Source organism: Achromobacter sp. 2789STDY5608615 (assembly GCF_001298995.1).
Taxonomy (GTDB): Bacteria; Pseudomonadota; Gammaproteobacteria; order Burkholderiales; family Burkholderiaceae_B; genus Achromobacter; species Achromobacter insuavis.
The window spans coordinates 46,585-67,967 of the sequence record NZ_CYTY01000025.1; the positions used below are offsets into that span (position 1 = coordinate 46,585).

Annotated in this window: 17 protein-coding genes; 11 read left to right on the forward strand and 6 right to left on the reverse strand. The window is 69.4% G+C overall.

The window, feature by feature from the left end; translation table 11 throughout:
• Nucleotides 1–67 precede the first annotated feature (67 nt).
• From AOZ49_RS20690 to AOZ49_RS20700, 3 genes are read right to left on the reverse strand one after another with little or no spacing between them, the layout of a single operon-like run.
• Nucleotides 68–3,250 (reverse strand): CusA/CzcA family heavy metal efflux RND transporter, encoded by a 3,183-nt coding sequence (locus AOZ49_RS20690; protein WP_054477466.1) that lies wholly within the window; start codon nucleotides 3,248–3,250, stop codon nucleotides 68–70.
• Nucleotides 3,251–3,266: 16 nt separating this feature from the next.
• Nucleotides 3,267–4,490 (reverse strand): efflux RND transporter periplasmic adaptor subunit, encoded by a 1,224-nt coding sequence (locus tag AOZ49_RS20695; RefSeq protein ID WP_054477469.1) that lies wholly within the window; start codon nucleotides 4,488–4,490, stop codon nucleotides 3,267–3,269.
• Between the two features lie 14 nt (nucleotides 4,491–4,504).
• Nucleotides 4,505–5,758, reverse strand: coding sequence for a TolC family protein (locus AOZ49_RS20700; RefSeq protein ID WP_054477472.1), 1,254 nt, complete (start codon nucleotides 5,756–5,758; stop codon nucleotides 4,505–4,507).
• Between the two features lie 255 nt (nucleotides 5,759–6,013).
• On the opposite strand from AOZ49_RS20700, the gene AOZ49_RS20705 reads away from it, so the two are divergent.
• The 5 genes from AOZ49_RS20705 to AOZ49_RS20725 all read left to right on the forward strand — a co-directional run bounded on the left by AOZ49_RS20705 (nucleotide 6,014) and on the right by AOZ49_RS20725 (nucleotide 10,204).
• The gene (locus AOZ49_RS20705) at nucleotides 6,014–6,352 is read left to right on the forward strand and encodes a DUF4148 domain-containing protein (RefSeq protein WP_054434007.1); all 339 of its coding nucleotides are present in this window, start codon (nucleotides 6,014–6,016) and stop codon (nucleotides 6,350–6,352) included.
• A 183-nt stretch (nucleotides 6,353–6,535) separates the two neighbouring features.
• Entirely contained in the window at nucleotides 6,536–7,225 is a 690-nt protein-coding gene (locus AOZ49_RS20710) for a heavy metal response regulator transcription factor (RefSeq protein WP_054477474.1), read from the forward strand.
• Nucleotides 7,225–8,565, forward strand: coding sequence for a heavy metal sensor histidine kinase (locus tag AOZ49_RS20715; RefSeq protein WP_054477476.1), 1,341 nt, complete (start codon nucleotides 7,225–7,227; stop codon nucleotides 8,563–8,565). The genes AOZ49_RS20710 and AOZ49_RS20715 overlap by 1 nt, the downstream gene beginning before the upstream one ends.
• Before the next feature lie 97 nt (nucleotides 8,566–8,662).
• The gene (locus tag AOZ49_RS20720; RefSeq protein ID WP_231690402.1) at nucleotides 8,663–9,031 is read left to right on the forward strand and encodes a hypothetical protein; all 369 of its coding nucleotides are present in this window, start codon (nucleotides 8,663–8,665) and stop codon (nucleotides 9,029–9,031) included.
• Between the two features lie 9 nt (nucleotides 9,032–9,040).
• Nucleotides 9,041–10,204: a glycosyltransferase family 4 protein gene (locus tag AOZ49_RS20725; RefSeq protein ID WP_054477480.1), complete on the forward strand. Its 1,164-nt coding sequence runs from the start codon at nucleotides 9,041–9,043 to the stop codon at nucleotides 10,202–10,204.
• A gap of 78 nt (nucleotides 10,205–10,282) precedes the next feature.
• Here AOZ49_RS20725 and AOZ49_RS20730 read toward each other — a convergent pair whose 3' ends face one another.
• The 3 genes from AOZ49_RS20730 to AOZ49_RS20740 form a co-directional block, all read right to left on the reverse strand.
• On the reverse strand, nucleotides 10,283–12,196 hold the full coding sequence (locus tag AOZ49_RS20730; protein ID WP_054477481.1) for a bifunctional metallophosphatase/5'-nucleotidase: 1,914 nt from the start codon (nucleotides 12,194–12,196) through the stop codon (nucleotides 10,283–10,285).
• Nucleotides 12,197–12,359: 163 nt separating this feature from the next.
• Nucleotides 12,360–13,469 carry an S-(hydroxymethyl)glutathione dehydrogenase/class III alcohol dehydrogenase gene (locus tag AOZ49_RS20735; protein ID WP_008164710.1) on the reverse strand — a complete coding sequence of 370 codons (1,110 nt, stop codon included), beginning with the start codon at nucleotides 13,467–13,469 and terminating at the stop codon, nucleotides 12,360–12,362.
• A 26-nt stretch (nucleotides 13,470–13,495) separates the two neighbouring features.
• Nucleotides 13,496–13,786 (reverse strand): metal/formaldehyde-sensitive transcriptional repressor, encoded by a 291-nt coding sequence (locus tag AOZ49_RS20740; RefSeq protein ID WP_006392430.1) that lies wholly within the window; start codon nucleotides 13,784–13,786, stop codon nucleotides 13,496–13,498.
• Between the two features lie 133 nt (nucleotides 13,787–13,919).
• Here AOZ49_RS20740 and hutC point away from each other — a divergent pair, with 133 nt between their 5' ends.
• The 6 genes from hutC to hutI all read left to right on the forward strand — a co-directional run bounded on the left by hutC (nucleotide 13,920) and on the right by hutI (nucleotide 21,371).
• Nucleotides 13,920–14,663 (forward strand): histidine utilization repressor, encoded by a 744-nt coding sequence (hutC, locus tag AOZ49_RS20745; protein ID WP_255353703.1) that lies wholly within the window; start codon nucleotides 13,920–13,922, stop codon nucleotides 14,661–14,663.
• Nucleotides 14,660–15,262 carry a HutD/Ves family protein gene (locus AOZ49_RS20750; protein WP_054434002.1) on the forward strand — a complete coding sequence of 201 codons (603 nt, stop codon included), beginning with the start codon at nucleotides 14,660–14,662 and terminating at the stop codon, nucleotides 15,260–15,262. The genes hutC and AOZ49_RS20750 overlap by 4 nt, the downstream gene beginning before the upstream one ends.
• A gap of 140 nt (nucleotides 15,263–15,402) precedes the next feature.
• On the forward strand, nucleotides 15,403–17,094 hold the full coding sequence (hutU, locus tag AOZ49_RS20755; protein ID WP_054477483.1) for a urocanate hydratase: 1,692 nt from the start codon (nucleotides 15,403–15,405) through the stop codon (nucleotides 17,092–17,094).
• Between the two features lie 65 nt (nucleotides 17,095–17,159).
• Nucleotides 17,160–18,566 (forward strand): purine-cytosine permease family protein, encoded by a 1,407-nt coding sequence (locus tag AOZ49_RS20760; protein WP_054477485.1) that lies wholly within the window; start codon nucleotides 17,160–17,162, stop codon nucleotides 18,564–18,566.
• A 29-nt stretch (nucleotides 18,567–18,595) separates the two neighbouring features.
• Entirely contained in the window at nucleotides 18,596–20,125 is a 1,530-nt protein-coding gene (gene hutH / locus AOZ49_RS20765; protein WP_054433999.1) for a histidine ammonia-lyase, read from the forward strand.
• A 28-nt stretch (nucleotides 20,126–20,153) separates the two neighbouring features.
• The gene (gene hutI, locus AOZ49_RS20770) at nucleotides 20,154–21,371 is read left to right on the forward strand and encodes an imidazolonepropionase (RefSeq protein ID WP_054477487.1); all 1,218 of its coding nucleotides are present in this window, start codon (nucleotides 20,154–20,156) and stop codon (nucleotides 21,369–21,371) included.
• Nucleotides 21,372–21,383: the final 12 nt, after the last annotated feature.

Consider the following 21,383-nt stretch of genomic DNA (forward strand, 5'->3'; position numbering starts at 1 on the left):
ATTGAGCCGTCCGCGACAGCGCGCGGACGGCGACATTACATTTGCGCAAGGTGGGCGGTCCGCCGTGTCAGCCGGCGGCGGTCTCCCGCTGACGCGCCGAGCTCTGCGCCAGCTCGAGTTCTTCGGCGTCCTTGCGGTGCATCAGCCGGTACAGCGCGGGCAGCACCAGCAGCGTCAGGATGGTCGACGAGATGATGCCGCCGATGACCACGGTGGCCAGCGGCCGCTGCACCTCGGCGCCGGTGCCGGTGGCGATCGCCATGGGCACGAAGCCGAGCGAGGCCACCAGCGCGGTCATCAGCACCGGCCGCAGCCGCGTCAGGGCGCCCTCGCGCACCGCCTGGTCGAGCGGCTTGCCGGATTCGCGCAACGAGCTGATGAAGGACAGCAGCACCAGGCCGTTCAGCACCGCCACGCCGCACAGCGCGATGAAGCCGACCGCCGCGGTGATCGACAGCGGAATGCCGCGCAGCCACAGCGAAATGACGCCGCCCGTCAGCGCGAACGGAATGCCGGTGAACACGATCAGGCCGTCCTTGATGTTGCCGAACATGGCGAACAGCAGGCCGAACACCAGCAGCAGCGCGGCGGGCACCACGATCTGCAGGCGCTGGGCCGCCGATTGCAGCTGTTCGAAGGTGCCGCCCCAGGCGGTCCAGTAGCCGGCCGGCACCCTGATCTGCTCGGCCAGCGCCTTTTCGGCGTCGAGCACGAACGAGCCCAGGTCGCGGCCGCGCACGTTGGCGCTGACGACGATGCGGCGCTTGCCGTCCTCGCGCGAGATCTGGTTGGGACCGGGCGCCAGGTCGAAGGTGGCGATCTCCGACAACGGGATGTAGGCGGTCTGCGCCAGCGCGTCGCTCTTGGGCAGGGCGATGGGCAGCTTGCGCAGGGCCGGGATGCTCTCGCGCACCGTCTCCGGCAGGCGCACCACGATGTCGAAGCGGCGGTCGCCCTGGAAGAAGGTGCCGGCCTCGCGGCCGCCGATGGCGATACCCAGCGTGTCCTGCACGTCGGCCAGGTTCAGGCCGTAGCGGGCGGCGCGGGCGCGGTCGATGTTGACCGTCAGCACCGGCAGGCCGGTGGTCTGCTCGATCTTGACCTCGGAGGCGCCGGGAATCGCCTGCAGCACCTGGGCGACCTCGGCCGCGGAACGGTTCAGCACGTCGTTGTCGTCGCCGAAGATCTTCACCGCCACGTCGCTGCGCACGCCGGAGATCAGCTCGTTGAAGCGCAGCTGGATCGGTTGCGAGAATTCGTAGTTGTTGCCCGGAATCTGCGCGGCCTCTTCCTGGATCGCCTGCAACAGCTCGGCCTGGGTCTTGCGCGGCGCGGGCCACTGATCGCGGGGCTTGAGCATGATGTAGCCGTCGGAGATATTGGGCGGCATCGGGTCGGAGGCGATCTCGGCGGTGCCGGTGCGGGCGAACACGCGTTCGATCTCGGGGAATTTCTGCTTCAGCCGGGTCTCCAGCTGCTTCTGCATCTCCAGCGACTGGCTCAGGCTGGTGCCGGGAATGCGCAGCGCCTGGATGGCGATGTCGCCCTCGTTCAGATTGGGGATGAACTCGCTGCCCATGCGCGCGGCGATCACGCCGCACACCGCCACGAACAGGGTGGCGGCGGCCAGCACCAGCGGCGTGCGGCGCAGGGCCAGGTCCAGCAGCGGCGCGTAGCGGCGCTTGGCCCACAGCATCAGGCGGTTTTCCTTTTCCGAGACCCTCTTGCCGATGAACAGCGCCACCGCCGCCGGCACGAAGGTGACCGACAGGATCATTGCGCCCAGCAGCGCCAGCACCACGGTCAGGGCCATGGGATGGAACATGCGCCCTTCGACCCCGCTGAGCGCGAAGATCGGCAGGTACACCACCATGATGATGAGCTGGCCGAACAGCAGCGGCCGGCGCGCCTCGCGCGCGGCGGCGAAGACTTCGTGGAAGCGTTCGCTGCGGGTCAGGGGCCGGCCCTGCTGTTCCTGCGCGTGGCTCAGCCGCCGCACGCAGTTCTCGACGATCACCACCGCGCCGTCGACGATGATGCCGAAGTCCAGCGCGCCCAGGCTCATCAGGTTGGCGCTGACCTTGTAGGTGACCATGCCGGTGAAGGTGAACAGCATCGACAGCGGGATCACCATGGCGGTGATCAGCGCGGCGCGGATGTTGCCCAGGAACAGGAACAGGATCACGATCACCAGGGCCGCGCCTTCCAGCAGGTTCTTCTTGACCGTGGCGATGGCCTTGTCGATCAGGTTGCTGCGGTCGTACACGGTGACGGCCTTGATGCCGGCCGGCAGGGTCTTGTTGATGGCGTCGATGCGCGCCGACACCGCCTGCGACACCGCGCGGCTGTTCTCGCCGATCAGCATGAAGACGGTGCCCAGCACCACTTCCTGGCCGTTGTCGGTGGCCGCGCCCGTGCGCAGCTCGCGGCCGATGCTGACGTCGGCCACGTCGCGGATGCGGATGGCCTGGCCGTCCACGGCGGTCAGCACCACGTCGCGGATGTCGTCGATGGAGCGCACCTGGCCTGGCGCGCGGATCAGGTACTGCTCGCCCTTGCGCTCGATGTAGCCGGCGCCGACGTTGGCGTTGTTGCGGTCCAGCGCCGTCATGATGTCGGTCAGCGACAGGCCGTAGGAGGCCAGCCGCTCGGTGTTGGGCGCCACCTGGTATTCCTTGGCGAAGCCGCCGATCGAGTTGATCTCGGTGACGCCGGTGATGTTGCGCAGTTGCGGCTTGATGACCCAGTCCTGGATCTCGCGCAGGTCGGTGGGCGTATAGGGCGTGCCGTCTTCCTTCTTGGCGCCGGGCTCGGCCTCCACCGTCCACAGGTAGATTTCGCCCAGGCCGGTCGAGATCGGCCCCATGGTCGGCGTGATGCCTTCGGGCAGGCTTTCCTTGGCTTCCTGCAGCCGCTGGTTGACCAGCTGGCGGGCGAAGTAGATGTCGGTGCCGTCCTTGAAGATCACCGTCACCTGCGACAGGCCGTAGCGCGACAGCGAGCGGGTCTGCTGCAGGCCGGGCAGACCGGCCATGACGGTCTCGATCGGATAGGTGATGCGCTGTTCGGTCTCCAGCGGCGAGTAGCCGGGCGCGCCGACGTTGATCTGCACCTGCACGTTGGTGATGTCCGGCACGGCGTCGATGGCCAGCCGGGTGTAGTTGTAGACCCCGATGGCGGCGACGCCCAGGGTGACGAAGATGACGAGCCACCGTTGCTCGATGGCGAAGCGGATCAGGCGTTCGAACATGTCTGGATGCTCCGGCTCAGTGCGCGTGGCTGGCGCTGGCCTTGCCCTGCTCGGCCTTGAGCACGAAGGCGTTGCGCGCGACGTAGCGGGCGCCGGCGGCCAGGCCCGACAGCACTTCGACCTGCTCGCCCGCGGCGCGGCCGAGCTTGACCGGCTGCGCCAGGAAGCCGCCCGGCGTTTCGACGTACACCACCGATTCGTTCTCGACGGTCTGGACCGCGTCGGCCGCCACCACCACCGGCGCGTCGGCGCTGCTGGTGACGACGTTGACCGAGACGAACAGGCCCGGTCGCCAGGCCATGTCGGGGTTGTCGAGGGTGACGCGGGCCGTGGCCGTGCGGGTCTGCTGGCCCAGCAGCGAGCCGATGTACGACACCTTGCCTCGGGCCTGGCCGGAGAAGGCCGCCGAGGCGACGCTGGCGGCTTCGCCGACGCGCACGTCCTGCAGGTCCTTGGGCGCGATCACGAACTCGGCCCAGACCGTGCGCAGGTCCGACAGCGTGAAGATGCTGGCGGTGTCGGGCAGGGCCTCGCCCAGGGCGATGTGTTTCTCGACCACCACGCCGTCGAACGGCGCGCGGATCTCCAGCCGGCTCAGGTCCCTGGACTGTGGCGGCGCGCCGATGGCGGCGAGTTTCTGCGCGGCGTTCTGCACGGCGATCTGGGCCTCCTGCAGCGCGGTGCGCGCCTGCTGGTAGTCCTGTTCGGCCGAGACCTTCTCGCGCCACAGCTTGAGTTCGCGCTGGTGGGTGGCGGCGGCGAGGTCGCGGCGCTTGCTGGCGGCCAGCCATTCGCTGCGCAGTTCCGACAACGCGGTGCTCGACAGCGCCGCCAGCAGGTCGCCTTGTTTGACCTGCTGGCCCAGGTCCGCCGACACCTCCTGCACCACGCCGGCCAGGCGCGGCACTACGTGCGCGGTGCGGTCGGCGTTGAACTTGATTTCGCCAGGGAATTGCGAGGCGGTCTCCAGCCGCGCGGGGCCGGCCGTTTCGATGCCGAGGCCGGCGGCCTGGATCTGTTCGGCGCTCAGCGTGATCTTGTCTTCGTCATGCTCCGCCGGGGCGTCGGCCTGGCCGGTCTTGCCATCGGGCGCGGTCTCGGCGGCGGAATGACTGTGTCCGTCGCCGGCCGCGTCGGCCAGGGCCGGGCGTGGCAGGGCCAGCGCCAGCAGGCAGGCGGCGGACAGGGCGGCGGCCAGCGCCGGGCGGGAAAGGGCGGAAAGCGCGGTGTGCATGGTCATGGGAGGGATAGGGTTCAACGTCCGAGAATGCGATCGATGTCCGCCGCCGCCTGATAGGCGCCGGCCAGGACGTTCAGGTAGCCGATGTTTCCTTGCGACAGGGTGCGTTGCGCATCCAGCACTTCCAGGAAGCTGACCTTGCCGGCCTCGAAGCCCTTGCGGGCGCTGTCGTAGGCCTCGGCGGCGCCGGGCAGCACGGTGGCGCGGTACTCGCGCACCGAATTGGCGGCCAGGTCGAACTGTGAGACGGATTGCAGCAGGTCGGCGGTCAGGCGCGACTCCAGCTCGCGGTACAGGTCCTGCGCCTTGTACGACTGCATCGTGGCCGAGTAGACGTTGCCCTGGTTGCGGTCGAACAGCGGCAGCGGGATCGCGACGCCGAACTGCGCCTTGTTGCGGCCCTGCTCTTTGTCGCGCGCCACGCCGGCGCTCAGGGTGATGTCGGGATAGCGCTTGCTCTTCTCGACCTCCAGTTGCGCCCGCCCCAGCTCGACCGAGAGGCGGCCCGCCTCCATGCGTGGCGACGTGGCGAGGGCGGCGCGCAGGTCGTCGATGGCCTCGCGCCGCGGCAGCGCTTGCAGGTCGGTGCCCACCCGCGCGAAGTCAGGCGCGGGCGCGCCCCACAGTTGCCCGAGCTTGCGCCGCGCGGCGTCCAGCGTGGCGTCGGCGGCGCGGGCGTCGATACGCGCGTTGGCCAGTTCGACGCGGGCCTTGCTGCTTTCCAGCGGCGGCGCCTTGCCGGCGGCGACGCGCCGTTCGGCCAGGCGCAGGGCGTTCTGTGCGATGTCCACGGTGCCTTGCGACACCCGCACCGTTTCCTGCGCAACCGCCACGTCGAAGAAGGCGGCGATGACCGCGGCGCGCAGGTCGGCGCGGGCGCTGGACAGATCGCGCTGGGCGATGTCGCGCGCCAGGCCGGCCGCCTTGATGCGCGCGCCGCGCTTGCCGCCCAGTTCCACCGGCATGCTCAACGCGGTGGTGGTGGTGCGGGTGGCGCGGCGGTTGTCGTCGATGCCGACTTCGATGCTCGGATTGGGGATGACGCCGGCCTGCGTGACCTGGCCTTCGCTGGCCGCGGCCTCGTTGCGCGCGGCCGCCAGCAGCGGGCTGCGTTCGTAGGCCGTGGCCAGCGCCTGTTCCAGCGTCAAGGCGGGCGCGGCCGACGCCGCGCGGGCGGCAGGCGGGGCATCGGCGGGGCCGGGCTGGCTCCAGGCCGGCGAGAGGAAGAAGGCTGCCGCCACGACGAGCGGTATCGGGGATGAACGCATGAGGTCAACCAAGGGAGGGCGCCACGGACTCGGGCTGAGGCAGGCATTGGTGGGCACTCTATCCAACGGGCCTCGTCAGATCCCCGACAGAAAAATGACATTTCGGTAAGGTTCGCGCGCCTTACGAATTCGTAATCGGCGTGTTGGCGAATTGACGCGGTCGTGTCCGTAGAGTGTCTTCACCGCTTAACAAAAAGCGTGCAGGCGCGGCGTCCTGGCCGCCCCGGCAAGTCACCGAAACTGGGAGATATCCTCATGAAGCAACGCATCGTCGCCACCCTCGCCCTGTGCGGCGCCCTGGCCGTGCCGGCCCTGGCCAGCGCCAACAGCACCTGGCACCCGACCAACACCGAGATCGGCTACAGCATCGCGCCGGACCATGCGGCCATGGGCAAGACCGGCGAGCAGGTCGCCAGCGAACTGGCCGCCGCCAAGGCCGACAAGCGCCAGTGGTTTTTCACGTACTACAACCTGGGCAAGCCGGGCTGGGCCAAGCAGGGCACGTCGCGCACCCGCGCCGACGCGCTGGCGGAAGTCGAGGCGATGACGCCGGCCGAGCGCGCCCGGCTGGACGCGATCTATACCCCGGGTTGAACGCGCCCCGTCGTTTCCGCGCCGTCCGCGGCCAGCGCGCCGCGGGCGGCAACCGGTACGGCCCGACCGCCGCCGCCGTCCCGCGCCCTGGCGCGTGGACGGCGGCTGTCGTATTCCGACGCCGCGAACGTAGAATAGGGTGGCACTGCGTCGCGGTTCGTCCCTTTCTCCATCCGGGGCCTCATGAAAATACTGATCATTGAAGACGAAAAAAAACTCGCCGAATACCTGCGCCGCGCGCTCACCGAGCACAGCTACGTGGTCGACGTGGCCATGGACGGCGTCAGCGGCCTGCACCTGGCGCGTGAAAGCCAGTACGACCTGGTGCTGCTGGACGTGATGCTGCCGGGCATGGACGGGTTTTCGGTGCTGCACGAATTGCGCAAGACCGATCGCGTGCCGGTGCTGATGCTGACCGCGCGCGACAAGCTGGAAGACCGCGTCAAGGGCCTGCGCGATGGCGCCGATGACTATCTGGCCAAGCCGTTCGCGCTGTCCGAGCTGCTGGCGCGGGTATTGGCGCTGGGACGCCGCAGCGGCCATAACGTGGCCGAGGCCGGCGGCCAGAACGTGCTGCGCATCGGCGACCTGGAACTCGACCTGCTGCGCCGGCGCGCCTATCGCGCCGGCACGCGGCTGGACCTGACCGCCAAGGAATTCACGCTGCTGGCGCTGCTGATGCGCAAGCAGGGCGAGGTGCTGTCGCGCCTGGAACTGGCCGAGCAGGTCTGGGACATCAACTTCAACAGCAACACCAACGTGGTCGAGGTGGCCGTGCGGCGCCTGCGCGGCAAGGTCGACGACCCGTTCGAGAAGAAGCTGCTGCACACCGTGCGCGGCATGGGCTACGTGCTGGAAATGCGGGAAGACTGATGGCCTCGCCTCGGCCCCGGTCGCTGCGGCGCTGGCTCACGCGCTGGCTGGCGATCCTGACCTTCGCCGGCCTTGGCCTGGTGTGCGTGGCGGTCTACTGGGCCACCAACCGCAACCTGTCCATCCGTCAGGAGGCCCTGCTGGCGCAGAAGATGGAAGTCATCAAGCACCTGGTCGAGGAAAACGCGGCCAAGGGCGATTCGGCGTCGCTGCGCCACAAGCTCGAGGATTTCTTCTACGGCCGCCCCGATTTCGCCTTGGCGCTGGAGATCGACGGCGCCAGGGTGGTCTATGGCGGCCCGGATGACGGCGATGACGGGCACGACCGCCGCATCAACTTCACGCTGCCGGTGCCGGGTTCGCCCGGCGGCTCGATGAATGCGGAGCTGGTGCTGGACATCTCCTCCGACCTGCATCTGCGGGCGGCGCTGGCCTGGACGCTGTTCGCCTGCGCGCTGGCGGGCGCGATCGTGGTGTCGGCGATCGGCACGCGGCTGGTGCGGCGGGCGATGGCGCCGGTCGACGAACTTGGGCGGCAGGCCGCGCGGCTGTCGCCCGACCGCATCGGCGAACGGCTCGACGAGAGCCACCAGGCCGAAGAGATCCGGCCGCTGGTGCACCAATTCAACGCGGTGCTGCAGCGGCTGGAACGCGCCTATGTGCAGATGGAGGGCTTCAACGCCGATGTCGCGCACGAGATGCGCACGCCCCTGGCGACGCTGATCGGCGAGACCGAGCTGGCGCTCAGCGGCAAGCGGCCGGAAGCGGCGCTGCGCGAGATCCTGGGCTCGAACCTGGAGGAGTTGCAGCGCCTGTCCGGCATCGTCAACGACATGCTGTTCCTGTCGCAGGCCGACCGCGGCGCCCAGGCCCGCGGCAGCTGGACCCCCAGCCTGGCGCAGGTCGTCGCCGAAGTGGCCGACTACCATGAGGCGGAAGCCATGGAGGCGGGAGTGTCGTTCGCGGTGTCCGGCGAGGCGGCGGCGCGCGTGGACCGCTCGCTGCTGCAGCGCGCCGTGTCCAACCTGGTGTCCAACGCCGTGCGCTATGCCCATTCCGGCACCCGCATCGACCTGTTGATCGACCGTGGCGACGAAGGCGTGCGCATCGCCGTGCGTAACCACGGCGAGCCGATCGGCGCGGAGCACCTGCCGCGGCTGTTCTACCGCTTCTATCGCATGGACGCGGCGCGTCCGTTCGATGCCAACCACCACGGGCTGGGCCTGGCCATCGTGGCCGCCATCGCGCGCATGCACGGCGGCCGGCCGTTCGCGTGCTCCGAGGGCGGCGTCAGCACCATCGGCTTCTGGATCGCCGACGGCAACATTACAGAAAACTAATCTGCCTGTTCGCGTCCTGTCGCGGCGCGCTTCCTAGACTGGTCTTGTTCACCGGCCGTGCCCATCGGCGGCGCGGGGTGGACGCCAGGGAGGCTTTATGCAGCGATGGAAACAGGCGGCCGGGCGCGCCGCGTTGGTAGCGGGCCTGGCGGCGGCGCTGCCTGCCTGGGCGGCCGAGCCGGCGCCCGGCCAGGGCCTGCCAATGGCGCTGGAACCCGCGTGCGAGTTGCCGGACACCGTGCGCGACGCTTTCGAGCGCCGTCAGGCGCAGGGCCAGCTGACGCGCGCCGAGGTGCGCGCGCAGGTCGAGGTCTGGCGCGCCTCGGGCATGTCGCAGCTGTCGCGCGCGCGGCCCCTGCCGGATGTCTACAGCGAACGCTACCGCCAGCACTACGCGACCTACCTGCGGATGCGCAGCGGCCCCGAATACGCCGCGGCCCTGTGCCAGGCGCTGCGGGAGGATTGAGGGCGGCCGATGAAGATCCTGTACACCAATTTCCACCTGGGCGACGGCGGCGGCCACACGACCTACGTCACGTCGTTGGCGCGCGCGCTGGGCGCGCGGGCCGACGTCACGGTGGCGGCGCCGCGCGGCAGCCGGTTGCTGGACGAGGCGGCCGCCCTGCCCGGGGTGCGCACGGTGGCGCTGCAGTTCAAGGGCGCGCCGGCGCGGCAGTGGCGCACGTTGCGGCAGTTGCGCGCGCTGCTGCGGGCCGAGGCGTTCGACGTGGTGCACGTGAATGGCTCGGCGGATCATCGCCTCTGCATGCTGGCGGCCGCGGGGCTCGGGCCGCTGCGGCCGTTCATGGTCTACACCCAGCACAATGGCCGCCATCCCCGCAGCCTCGGCGCGCGCCTGCGGGCCGCACTGGCCACCGACCGCGTCATCTGCGTCAGCCAGCACACTTACGAGGGCATGGGTCGCTCGGCCTTCCGCCCGCAGGACCTGCGGCTGGTGCGCAACGGCGTGGACACGGCGCACTACCGTCCGGCGGCACCGGACGAGGCCGCGCGGGCGCGCGAGGCATTGCTGCCGCCGGCATTGCGGGACCGCCTGGTGGTCGGCAGCCACGCCGGCACGGCCAGCTACAAGAACTGGCTGGACATGGTCGCCGCCGTGGCCTTGCTGCCGCCGGACCAGCGCGGACAGATCGCCGTGCTGATCGCCGGCCTGCCGCCCGCCGCCGCCGATCTGCGGCGGGTCGAGGCGCTGGGCATGGCCGGCGCGGTGGTGTTCACCGGCCTGCTGCGCGACGTGCGGCCGCTGCTGGCGGCGATGGATGTGGGCTTCGTGCTGTCGTCGCGCCTGGAGACGATTTCCTTTGCCTGCCGCGAGATGATGGCGGCGGGCAAGCCGGTCATCGTCAGCGATACCGGCGGCCTGGCCGAGAACGTCACCGAAGGCGGCAATGGCTGGATCGTGCCGGTGTCGGCGCCGCCACGGGTGGCGGAGACGCTGGCCGAGATCCTGGAGAACCGCATCCTGCTCGACTGGATGGCGGCCGCCGCGCGCCGCAGGGCGGTGCGGGACTTTTCCCTGGAGGCCTTCGTGCGCGAGACCGAGCGGATCTATGACGAAGCCGGCCCGCTGCGCGCGCCGCGCCTGCGCTACAAACTGATGTCGGCGGGGTGCTGGTGAGCACGGCCGTGCAGAACAGCGCGGCCCGCCTGGGCTAGGGCTCCGGCCGCGCCGTGATAGCGCGGCCGGAGCGCCGGCTCACTCGCTGTACGTCTTGGTGCTGTACAGGCTGATCGGCAGCAGGTTCAGCACCGGCAGGCCGGACACGGGGTCCTTGGCCTGCTTGTCGATGTAGGCCTGCAGCACGTCGGCATCGAGCACGCCGATGTCCTGGCGGCGGGCCGCCGGCACGTTGGCCAGGGTCTTGTAGCCGTCGCCGCCGGTGGCGTTGAAGCTCAGGACGAACAGCTTGTAGGTGCGGTTCAGGTCCAGCGGCAGCCAGTTGCCGCTGACGTTGTCGCGCACCTCGATGTTCGACACGCGGCTGCCTTCGGCCAGCGCGGCGTTCACGTCCCAGCGCAAGCCGCCCGCGTAGGGGTACGGGCCGGTCGAACCGCCGGGGCCGTAGACCGCCTGCATGCCGTCTTCCAGCATGTTCTTGACCTCGGCGCCGGTGACATCCAGGCGCCACAGCATGTTGCCGAAGGGCACGACTTCGATCACGCTGGCCGCGGTCACGTTGCCCAGCAACGGCATGCGCACGCCGCCGCCGCTCTGCAACGAGATGTCGGCGCCGCCGTAGTTGGTGTTGGCCACTTCCAGATAGGCCTGCGCCACCAACTGCTGGATGTCGCCGCCGTGCAGGTTGACGTTGCCCAGGGTGTTGCAGGCGACGCTGGAACGGCTGTAGTCGCGCGAGCCGAGGCCGCCGGGGACGCGCCGCGAGCACAGTTCCTGCGGCACCGTCGCCACCAGGCTGGCGCTGAACGCGTCGACCTTGGTCTTGAAGGGCTGCAGCACGGCCGTGGCGTGCGCATCCGGCTGCTGCTGGCGCAGGAAGCCGCTGGCGGCCACGTCGGCCAGAATGGCGGTCTGGTCGGCGGCGGCGGGCGCGGCGCCGCCGATCTTGAAGGTGTCGCCCAGCAGCACATGGGGAGTGCCGGCGCAGGCCGTCACATCGCCATTGGCGTCGAAACTGACCTTCAGTTCGCCCACCACCTGCGAGTATTCCCAGGCCTGCACCAGGCAGACGCGCTTGCCGTCCTTGTTGCGCAGTTCGGTGGGGTACGCGCCGGCGGGCGAGCCGACGCCGTAGGTCGTCAGCGCGTCGGGGCCGAGCAGCGTGTGGGAGTCGCCGCCCACCACCACGTCGACGCCGCTGAGCTTGGGAATGATCTGCTTGTCGTAGTCATAGCCGATGTGGCTCATCACCACGATCTTGTTGACCCCCTGGGCGCGCAGCGCGTCGATCTGCTGCTGCGCGGCGGCGGTCTCGTCGGAGAACAGGGTGCCAGGGTCGGGGCTGGACGATTGCTGGGTCTTGTTGGCGATCGTCAGGCCGACCAGGCCGATCGGCTGGCCGTCGCGCTGCACCACGATGGCGGGCTTGACCATGCCCGGGGCGCGCGAGGGATTGAGCGCCGAGTTGGCGCCGAAGGTGACGTTGGCGCTGAGCACCGGCGTCTGGCAGGCGCCAGCATGCAGCAGATCGATGAAGCGCTTCAGGCCGCTGTCGCCTTTGTCGAATTCATGGTTGCCCAACGTCATGGCGTCGAAGCAGACCGTGTTCATCAGCGCTGCGTCGGCTTCGCCGGGTTCGCCCGCGCGGTTGAAGTACAGCGTGCCGGTGGTGGCGTCGCCGGCGTGCAGCTTGAGCACGTTGGGCGATGCCGCGGCCAGGGCGGCGAAGGCCGCGGTGACGCGCGGAAAGCCGCCGACGTCGGTGTTGACCGTCACGCGCGCGCCGGCGGCGTTCTTGAGCTTGAGATCCTTCTTCCTGCTGTCCAGGTTGGAATGATGATCGTTGATGTGCAGGATCGTCAGTTCCATGGGCCGGCTGGCGACCGGCGCCGGGCTGGCCGGCGTATCGTCGTCGTCGCTGCCGCCGCAACCGGCCAGCAGCGCCACCAGGCTCAATGCCGCCGCGCCGGCATTCCTCTTCCACGTGATCATTCGCGTGCATCCCTCTGTTTTCGGAGGGATGCATGGTCGCGGGCCAGGATTACGTGAAGATGAATGACAGACGTGTCATGATCGACGCGCGGATTGACTTGCCGCTGTCATGAAAAAAAGCCCGCCGCTTGCGCGACGGGCTTTTCAACCGCGCGGGGCGCGATCAGTAGTGGATCACGGTGCGGATCGACTTGCCTTCATGCATCAGGTCGAAGGCCTCGTTGATGCGGTCCAGCGGCAGCGTGTGGGTCACGAACGGATCCAGGTCGATCTTGCCGCTCATCGCGTCCTCGACCATGCCGGGCAGCTGGGTGCGGCCCTTGACGCCGCCGAAGGCCGAGCCGCGCCACACGCGGCCGGTGACCAGCTGGAACGGGCGCGTGCTGATTTCCTGGCCGGCGCCGGCCACGCCGATGATGATGCTCTCGCCCCAGCCCTTGTGGCAGCATTCGAGCGCGGCGCGCATCACGTGGACGTTGCCGATGCACTCGAACGAGAAGTCCACGCCGCCGTCGGTGAGTTCGACGATCACTTCCTGGATCGGCTTGTCGTAGTCCTTCGGGTTGATGCAATCGGTGGCGCCCATGGCGCTGGCCAGCACGAACTTGTTCGGGTTGGTGTCGACCGCGATGATGCGGCCGGCCTTGGCCTGCACCGCGCCCTGGATCACCGCCAGGCCGATGCCGCCCAGGCCGAACACGGCCACGGTGTCGCCTTCCTTGACCTTGGCGGTGTTGTGCACCGCGCCCAGGCCGGTGGTGACGCCGCAGCCCAGCAGGCAGACCTTCTCGTGCGGCGCGGCCGGGTTGATCTTGGCCAGCGAGATCTCGTTGACCACGGTGTATTCGCTGAAGGTCGAGCAGCCCATGTAGTGGTAGAGCGGCTTGCCCTCGTAGCTGAAGCGCGAGGTGCCGTCGGGCATCACGCCCTTGCCCTGGGTGGCGCGCACCTTCTGGCACAGGTTGGTCTTGCCGGACAGGCAGAACTTGCACTCGCGGCACTCGGCCGTGTAGAGCGGGATGACGTGGTCGCCCGGCTTGAGCGAGGTCACGCCTTCGCCGACTTCGACCACCACACCGGCGCCTTCATGGCCCAGCACGGCGGGGAACAGGCCTTCGGGGTCGTCGCCGCTGAGGGTGAAGGCGTCGGTGTGACAGACGCCGGTGTGGGTGATCTGCACCAGCACTTCACCGCGCTGCGGCGGCGCGACGTCGATTTCAACGATTTCCAGCGGCTTGCCGGGTCCGAATGCGACTGCTGCGCGTGATTTCATAGCTTTGCTCCACGAGGTCGATGGCGTTATTTCAGATAGGAACGGACGATGCGCATGATCTGATCGATTTCCGCTTCGGGTTCGATCGTGGCGCCGGGCCGTCCGCCCTGGGCGGATTGGAGGAAGGTCTCCCGGAGGTGGCTTTCGAGCACTTCGGCCATCAGGCCGGTGGCCGCGCCGCGCAGGGCGGCCAGCTGTTGCAGCAGCGCGCCGCATTCCGTGCCTTCGTTGACGGCGCGCTCCAGCGCCAGCGCCTGGCCCTGGATGCGGCGCAGGCGCGTGGTGACGCGCTTTTTCTCTGCGGGGGAATGGGGCACGGCGGGCTCCGGTAGATACAGGGGGGGGGGATACGCGGCCAGGCAGTCCGCGTCCAGCGCGGGCCGCCTGTCTGTACATGTCTAGTGGCCCCTATAATCGGTTTTCGTCCAACGGCACGACACAGGATATTCCGTGGCTTCCAATCCGCCCAGCCTGCCGGCCCAGGCCAACGCCCTGCCCGCGCCGCTTTATGCGCAACTCAAGCAGATGATCGCCCAGCAGATCCGCAGCGGCGCGTGGCCGGCGCATTACCGCGTGCCCTCGGAAAGCGAGCTGGTGCAGGAGCTGGGTTATTCCCGCATGACCATCAACCGCGCACTGCGCGAGCTGACGGCCGAGGGCCTGCTGGTGTGCATGCAGGGCGTGGGCACGTTCGTGGCCCAGCCCAAGACGCGTTCGGCGCTGTTCGCGGTCAACAATATCGCCGACGAGATCACGGCCCGCGGCCATCGCCACCACAGCCGCGTGGTGCGGCTGGCCGAGGAAGCCGCCGGCAGCGAACAGGCCGCCGCGCTCGACATCCGCGAAGGCCAGCCGGTGTTCCATTCGCTCATTGTGCACTTCGAGGACGACGTGCCGATCCAGCTCGAAGACCGCTACGTCAACGTGCGGTTGGCGCCCGACTACCTGAAGCAGGACTTCACCCGCCACACGCCCTATGAATACCTGACGCGGGTGGCGCCGCTGACCGAGGGCGAACATGTGGTCGAGGCCATCGTCGCCAAGCCGCGCGAATGCCAGCTGCTGCAGATCGACCGCAACGAGCCCTGCCTGCTGATCCGCCGGCGCACCTGGTCGGGCGAACGCGCCGTCACCCTGGCGCGCCTGATCCACCCCGGTTCGCGCCATCGCCTGGAAGGAAAATTCTCCACATGACTTCGCTTGACGTGCGCCTGTATCGGGCACAGGACTATCCCCGCATGCCGTGGCGCAATGGCGGCGGCACCACCCAGGAAGTGGCGTGCAACGCCGGCGGCAGCAGCGCCGCGTTCACCTGGCGCCTGTCGATCGCCGACGTGGCGCAGGCGGGCGGCTTTTCCGCGTTCAGCGGCCTGCAGCGCGTCATCACCGTGCTGGAAGGCGCGGGCATCGCGCTGACCGTCGACGGTCGCGAGAAGGCGCCGCTACTGGCGCGGCAGGCCTATGCGTTCTCCGGCGACGCGCGGGTCGATTGCCGGCTGCTGGATGGCCCTATCCGTGATTTCAACCTGATCTATTCGCCACGCCATTACCACGCGCGGCTGCAATGGATCGGCGGCGCGCGCGACTGGACCTTCCACAGCGCGGCCAGCATCGTGTTGCTGTTCAATGCCGGCGACGCGCTCACGGCGCGGCGCGATGGCCTGTTGCTGCCGTCGCCCGCGCGCTACGACTGCCTGCATCTGGACAGCGCGGAAGGCCTGGCCGAATACCGCCTGGAATCCGCCACGGTCCTGGACGCCTGCCTGATCGAGCTGCAGCCGCGCCAGGGCTGATGCCGCCTTGCGACGCCCGCCGAGCGCGGCGTCGTACGGGAAATCCCTGATCAGGAACCTGGTCCAATCAGCTTGTATATACAAGCATAGGCATCCTATGATTCCGCCAACAGGCCGCGCATCGCGCCGCGGCGTCGATCATGGAGACTGCCTTGGAACAATCGAACCGATACCGCGACGTCGAGATCCGCGCGCCGCGCGGCAACCAGCTCACCGCCAAGAGCTGGCTGACCGAAGCGCCGCTGCGCATGCTGATGAACAACCTCGATCCGGACGTGGCCGAGAATCCCAAGGAACTGGTGGTCTACGGCGGCATCGGCCGCGCCGCGCGCGATTGGGACTGCTACGACAAGATCGTCGAGACGCTCAAGCGCCTGGAGGACGACGAGACCCTGCTGGTGCAGTCGGGCAAGCCGGTCGGCGTGTTCAAGACCCACGCCAACGCGCCGCGCGTGCTGATCGCCAATTCCAACCTGGTGCCGCACTGGGCCACCTGGGAGCATTTCAACGAACTCGACGCCAAGGGCCTGGCCATGTACGGCCAGATGACCGCCGGCAGCTGGATCTACATCGGCAGCCAGGGCATCGTGCAGGGCACTTACGAGACCTTCGTCGAGGCGGGCCGCCAGCACTACGGCGACAAGCTGGCCGGCCGCTGGGTGCTGACCGCCGGCCTGGGCGGCATGGGCGGCGCGCAGCCGCTGGCGGCGACGCTGGCCGGCGCCTGCTCGCTGACGATCGAATGCCAGCAGGCCAGCATCGATTTCCGCCTGCGCACCCGCTATGTCGATGAACAGGCGGCCGACCTGGATGACGCGCTGGCCCGCATCGCCCGCTACACCCGGGAAGGCCGCGCGGTGTCGGTGGCGCTGTGCGGCAACGCCGCCGAGGTGCTGCCCGAGCTGGTGCGGCGCGGCGTGCGCCCGGACATGGTCACCGACCAGACCAGCGCCCACGATCCGCTCAACGGCTACCTGCCGGCCGGCTGGACCTGGGCCGAATACCGCGAACGCGCCAAGCGCGAGCCGGCCGCCGTGGTCAAGGCCGCCAAGCAGTCGATGGCCGTCCACGTCGAAGCCATGCTGGCGTTCCAGCGGCAGGGCGTGCCGACGTTCGACTACGGCAACAACATCCGCCAGATGGCCAAGGAGGAAGGCGTCGCCAACGCCTTCGATTTCCCGGGCTTCGTGCCCGCCTACATCCGCCCGCTGTTCTGCCGCGGCGTGGGGCCGTTCCGCTGGGCCGCGCTGTCGGGCGATCCGCAGGACATCTACAAGACGGACGCCAAGGTCAAGGAACTGATCCCCGATGACGCGCACCTGCATCGCTGGCTCGACATGGCGCGCGAGCGCATCCGCTTCCAGGGCCTGCCGGCGCGCATCTGCTGGGTCGGCCTGGGGCAGCGCGCCAAGCTGGGCCTGGCGTTCAACGAGATGGTTCGCAGCGGCGAGCTGTCGGCGCCGGTGGTGATCGGCCGCGACCATCTGGATTCCGGCTCCGTCGCCAGCCCCAACCGCGAAACCGAGGCCATGCGCGACGGTTCCGACGCGGTGTCCGACTGGCCGCTGCTCAACGCCCTGCTGAACACGGCGGGCGGCGCCACCTGGGTGTCGCTGCATCACGGCGGCGGCGTCGGCATGGGCTTCTCGCAGCATGCCGGCATGGTGATCGTGTGCGACGGCACCGATGCCGCGGCCGAACGCATCGCCCGCGTGCTGGCCAACGACCCGGGCACCGGCGTGATGCGTCATGCCGATGCCGGCTACCAGGCCGCGATCGACTGCGCCCGCGAGCAGGGCCTGGACCTGCCCATGGTCAACGCCCAGCGCTGAGCCGCGGCCGGCGCGCACCGCCAAGAACCGGGCGTCGCGGCGCGGCGCCCGCAAGGAGACAACGCATGGGGCAGGACCGCGGGTCGCTGATCGAACGGCGCTCGATCGACTTCATTCCCGAGACCGAGCGCCACGGCCGGCTCTACAGCCAGTTCACGCTGTGGCTGGGCGCCAATCTGCAGATCACCGCCATCGTCACCGGCGCGCTGGCCGTGGTGCTGGGCGGCGACGTGTTCTGGTCGCTGATCGGGCTGTTCATCGGCCAGGTGTTCGGCGGCGCCGTCATGGCGCTGCACGCGGCCCAGGGCCCCAAGCTGGGCCTGCCGCAGATGATCTCCAGCCGGGTGCAGTTCGGCGTCTACGGCGCGGCCATCCCGATCGTGCTGGTGTGCCTGATGTACCTGGGGTTCACGGCCACCGGCACCGTGCTGTCGGGTCAGGCCATCGGCCAGCTGCTGGGCGTCAGCGACAGCGCCGGCATCCTGCTGTTCGCGGCCGTCATCGTGCTGGTGACGGTTTTCGGCTACCGCATGATCCACCTCATCGGGCGGGTCGCCAGCGTGCTGGGGCTGATCGCGTTTGTCTACCTCTTCAGCCGCGTGATCGCGCTGGGCGACGTCGGCCAGCTGCTGCAGATCCGTCATTTCAGCTGGGCCTCGTTCCTGCTGGCGGTGTCGCTGGCGGCCTCGTGGCAGATCGCCTATGGCCCGTACGTGGCGGACTACTCGCGTTACCTGCCCAGCCGCACCTCGTCGTTCAAGACCTTTCTGGCGGTGGGCCTGGGGTCGGTGGTGGGCGCGCAGATCGCGATGACGCTGGGCGTGCTGGCGGCGGCGATGGCGGCCGGGCAGTTCGCCGGCCGCGAGGTGGCCTACATCGTCGGCCTGGGCGGCGCCGGCGCCACCGCGGCGCTGCTGTACTTCAGCATCGCCTTTGGCAAGGTCACGATCTCGACGCTGAACTCGTACGGCAGCTTCATGTGCATCGCCACCATCATCAGCGGCTTTCGCGGCCATGTGGATATCTCGCGGCGCCAGCGGCTGGCGTTCGTGGTGCTGATCGTCGGCGCGGCCACTTGCGTGGCGCTGGCGGGCCAGCATTCGTTCCTGAACGCATTCAAGTCGTTCATCCTGTTCCTGCTGGCCTTCTTCACGCCCTGGAGCGCCGTCAACCTGGTGGACTATTACTTCATCAACCGCGAGCGCTACGATGTGGCGGCACTGTCGGATCCGGACGGCCGCTATGGCCGCTGGAACTGGCCCGGCATCCTGGTGTACGTGTTCGGGGTGCTGGTGCAGATGCCCTTCATCTCGACCAAGCTCTACACCGGCCCGATGGTCGCGCGCCTGGGCGGCGTCGACATTTCCTGGATCATCGGGCTGATCGTGCCCGGCCTGCTCTATTACGTGTTCGCCCGCCGCGGGCAGGCGCCCGCGCCCCGCCCGATCCGGCGCGGACACGACATCGCATGACACCGAACATCCGTCCTGGAGAATAAGAAATGGATCTGCACCTGAACCCCGGCCACCTGACCCTGGCGCAACTGCGCCAGGTGTACCAGCACGCGGGCCGCGTGACGCTGGACCCGGCCGCCTACGGCCCGATCGACGCCAGCGTCGCCTGCGTCGAGCGCATCATCGCCGAGGGCCGCACCGCCTACGGCATCAACACCGGCTTCGGCCTGCTGGCTTCCACCAAGATCGCGCGCGAGGACCTGCAGGCGCTGCAGAGCTCGCTGGTGCTGTCGCACGCGGCCGGCGTGGGCGAGCCGCTGGACGATGCCATGGTGCGGCTCATCATGGTGCTCAAGATCAACAGCCTGGCGCGCGGCCGCTCGGGCATCCGCCGCCAGGTCATCGACAGCCTGATCGCGCTGGTCAACGCCGGCGTCTATCCGCACATCCCGCTCAAGGGTTCGGTGGGCGCCTCGGGCGACCTGGCGCCGCTGGCCCACATGTCGCTGCTGTTGCTGGGCGAAAGCCGCGCCCGCTGCGACGGCGAGTGGCTGCCGGCTAAGGCCGCGCTGGCGCGCGCCGGGCTGGCCCCGCTGACGCTGGCCGCCAAGGAAGGCCTGGCCCTGTTGAACGGCACCCAGGTGTCGACCGCCTATGCGTTGCGCGGCCTGTTCGAGACCGAGGACCTGCTGGCCGCCGGCCTGGTCTGCGGCAGCCTGAGCGTGGAAGCCATGCTCGGCTCGCGCGTGCCGTTCGACGCCCGCATTCACGAGGCGCGCGGTCAGCCCGGCCAGATCGACGTGGCCGCCGTCTACCGCGACCTGCTGACCGAAGACAGCGAGGTCGGCCATTCGCACGTCGATTGCGACAAGGTCCAGGACCCCTACTCGCTGCGCTGCCAGCCGCAGGTCATGGGCGCGTGCCTGACGCAGATCCGCCACGTGGCGCAGGTGCTGCAGATCGAGGCCAATGCCGTGTCCGACAACCCGCTGGTGTTCGCCGAACAGGGCGACGTGCTGTCGGGCGGCAACTTCCATGCCGAGCCGGTGGCGCTGGTGGCCGACAACCTGGCCCTGGCGCTGGCCGAGATCGGCGCGCTGTCCGAACGCCGCATTTCGCTGATGATGGACAAGCACATGTCGCAGCTGCCGCCGTTCCTGGTGAGCAACGGCGGCGTCAATTCGGGCTTCATGATCGCGCAGGTCACGGCGGCCGCGCTGGCCAGCGACAACAAGGCGCTGGCGCATCCGGCCAGCGTCGACAGCCTGCCGACCTCGGCCAACCAGGAAGACCACGTGTCGATGGCGCCCAACGCCGGCAAGCGGCTTTGGCCGATGGCCGACAACGTGCGCGACATCCTGGCGATCGAGTGGCTGGGAGCCTGCCAGGGACTGGACTTCCGCGCGGGGTTGAAGACCTCGCCCAAGCTGGAGCGCGCGCGCGGCCTGCTGCGCGAGCAGGTCGCGCACTACGAGAAGGACCGTTTCTTCGCGCCCGACATCGAGGCCGCCAGCCGGTTGATCGCCGGCCGCCACCTGAATGCGCTGATGCCGGCCGGCCTCTTGCCCAGCCTGTGAGCGCATCGACGATGACGGGAGCACGCCCATGAAACAGATCTGGCGCAACTGCCACGTGGCGACGATGGCCGGCGGCGAATACGCCGCCGTCGAACGCGCCGCGCTGGTGACGCGCGGCCAACATATCGAGTGGGTCGGCCCGGAAGCCGACCTGCCGCGCGGCGACGAGGCGGCCGAGCACGACCTGGGCGGCGCCTGGGTGACGCCGGGGCTGATCGACTGCCACACCCACCTGGTGTTCGGCGGCGACCGCAGCCAGGAATTCGAACAGCGCCTGCAGGGCGTGGACTACGCGGTGATCGCGGCCCAGGGCGGCGGCATCGCCAGCACGGTGCGCGCCACCCGCGCCGCCACCGAGGCGCAGTTGTACGCCAGCGCGCGGCGGCGCGCGCTGCACCTGCTGCGCGATGGCGTGACCACGCTGGAGATCAAGTCCGGCTACGGCCTGGACCTGCCCAATGAACGCAAGATGCTGCGGGTGGCGCGCCACCTGGGGCAGACCCTGCCGTTGACCGTGCGCGCCACCTGCCTGGCGGCGCACGCGCTGCCGCCTGAATTCGCCGGCCGCGCCGATGACTATATCGACGAGGTCGCGCGCCGCATGCTGCCGGTGCTGGCGGCCGAGGGGCTGGTGGACGCGGTGGACGCCTTCTGCGAGCACCTGGCCTTTTCGCCGGCGCAGGTCGAGCGCGTGTTCCAGGCCGCGGCCCAGCTGGGCCTGCCGGTGAAGCTGCACGCCGAGCAGTTGTCGTCGCTGCATGGCGCCAGCCTGGCCGCGCGCCATGGCGCACTGTCGGCGGATCACCTGGAATACCTGACCGAGGCCGACGTGCGCGCCATGGCGGCGGCCGGCACGGTGGCGGTGCTGCTGCCGGGCGCGTTCTACGCGCTGCGCGAAACGCAGCTGCCGCCGATCGACCTGCTGCGGCGCCACGGCGTGCCGATCGCGATTTCCAGCGACCTCAACCCGGGCACCTCGCCCGCGTTGTCGCTGCGGCTGATGCTGAGCATGGCATGCACCCTGTTCCGCCTGACGCCGCAGGAGGCGCTGGCCGGCGCCACGATCCACGCGGCGCGCGCGCTGGGCCTGCAGGCCAGCCACGGCGTGTTGGCGCCGGGCAAGGTCGCCGACTTCGTGGCGTGGGACATCGCGCATCCCGCCGAGCTGGCGTACTGGATCGGCGGCGAACTGCCCAAGCGGGTCATCCGCCACGGCGAGCCGGTCTGCGCGACCGCGCTGGACTGACGCGGCGGCGCC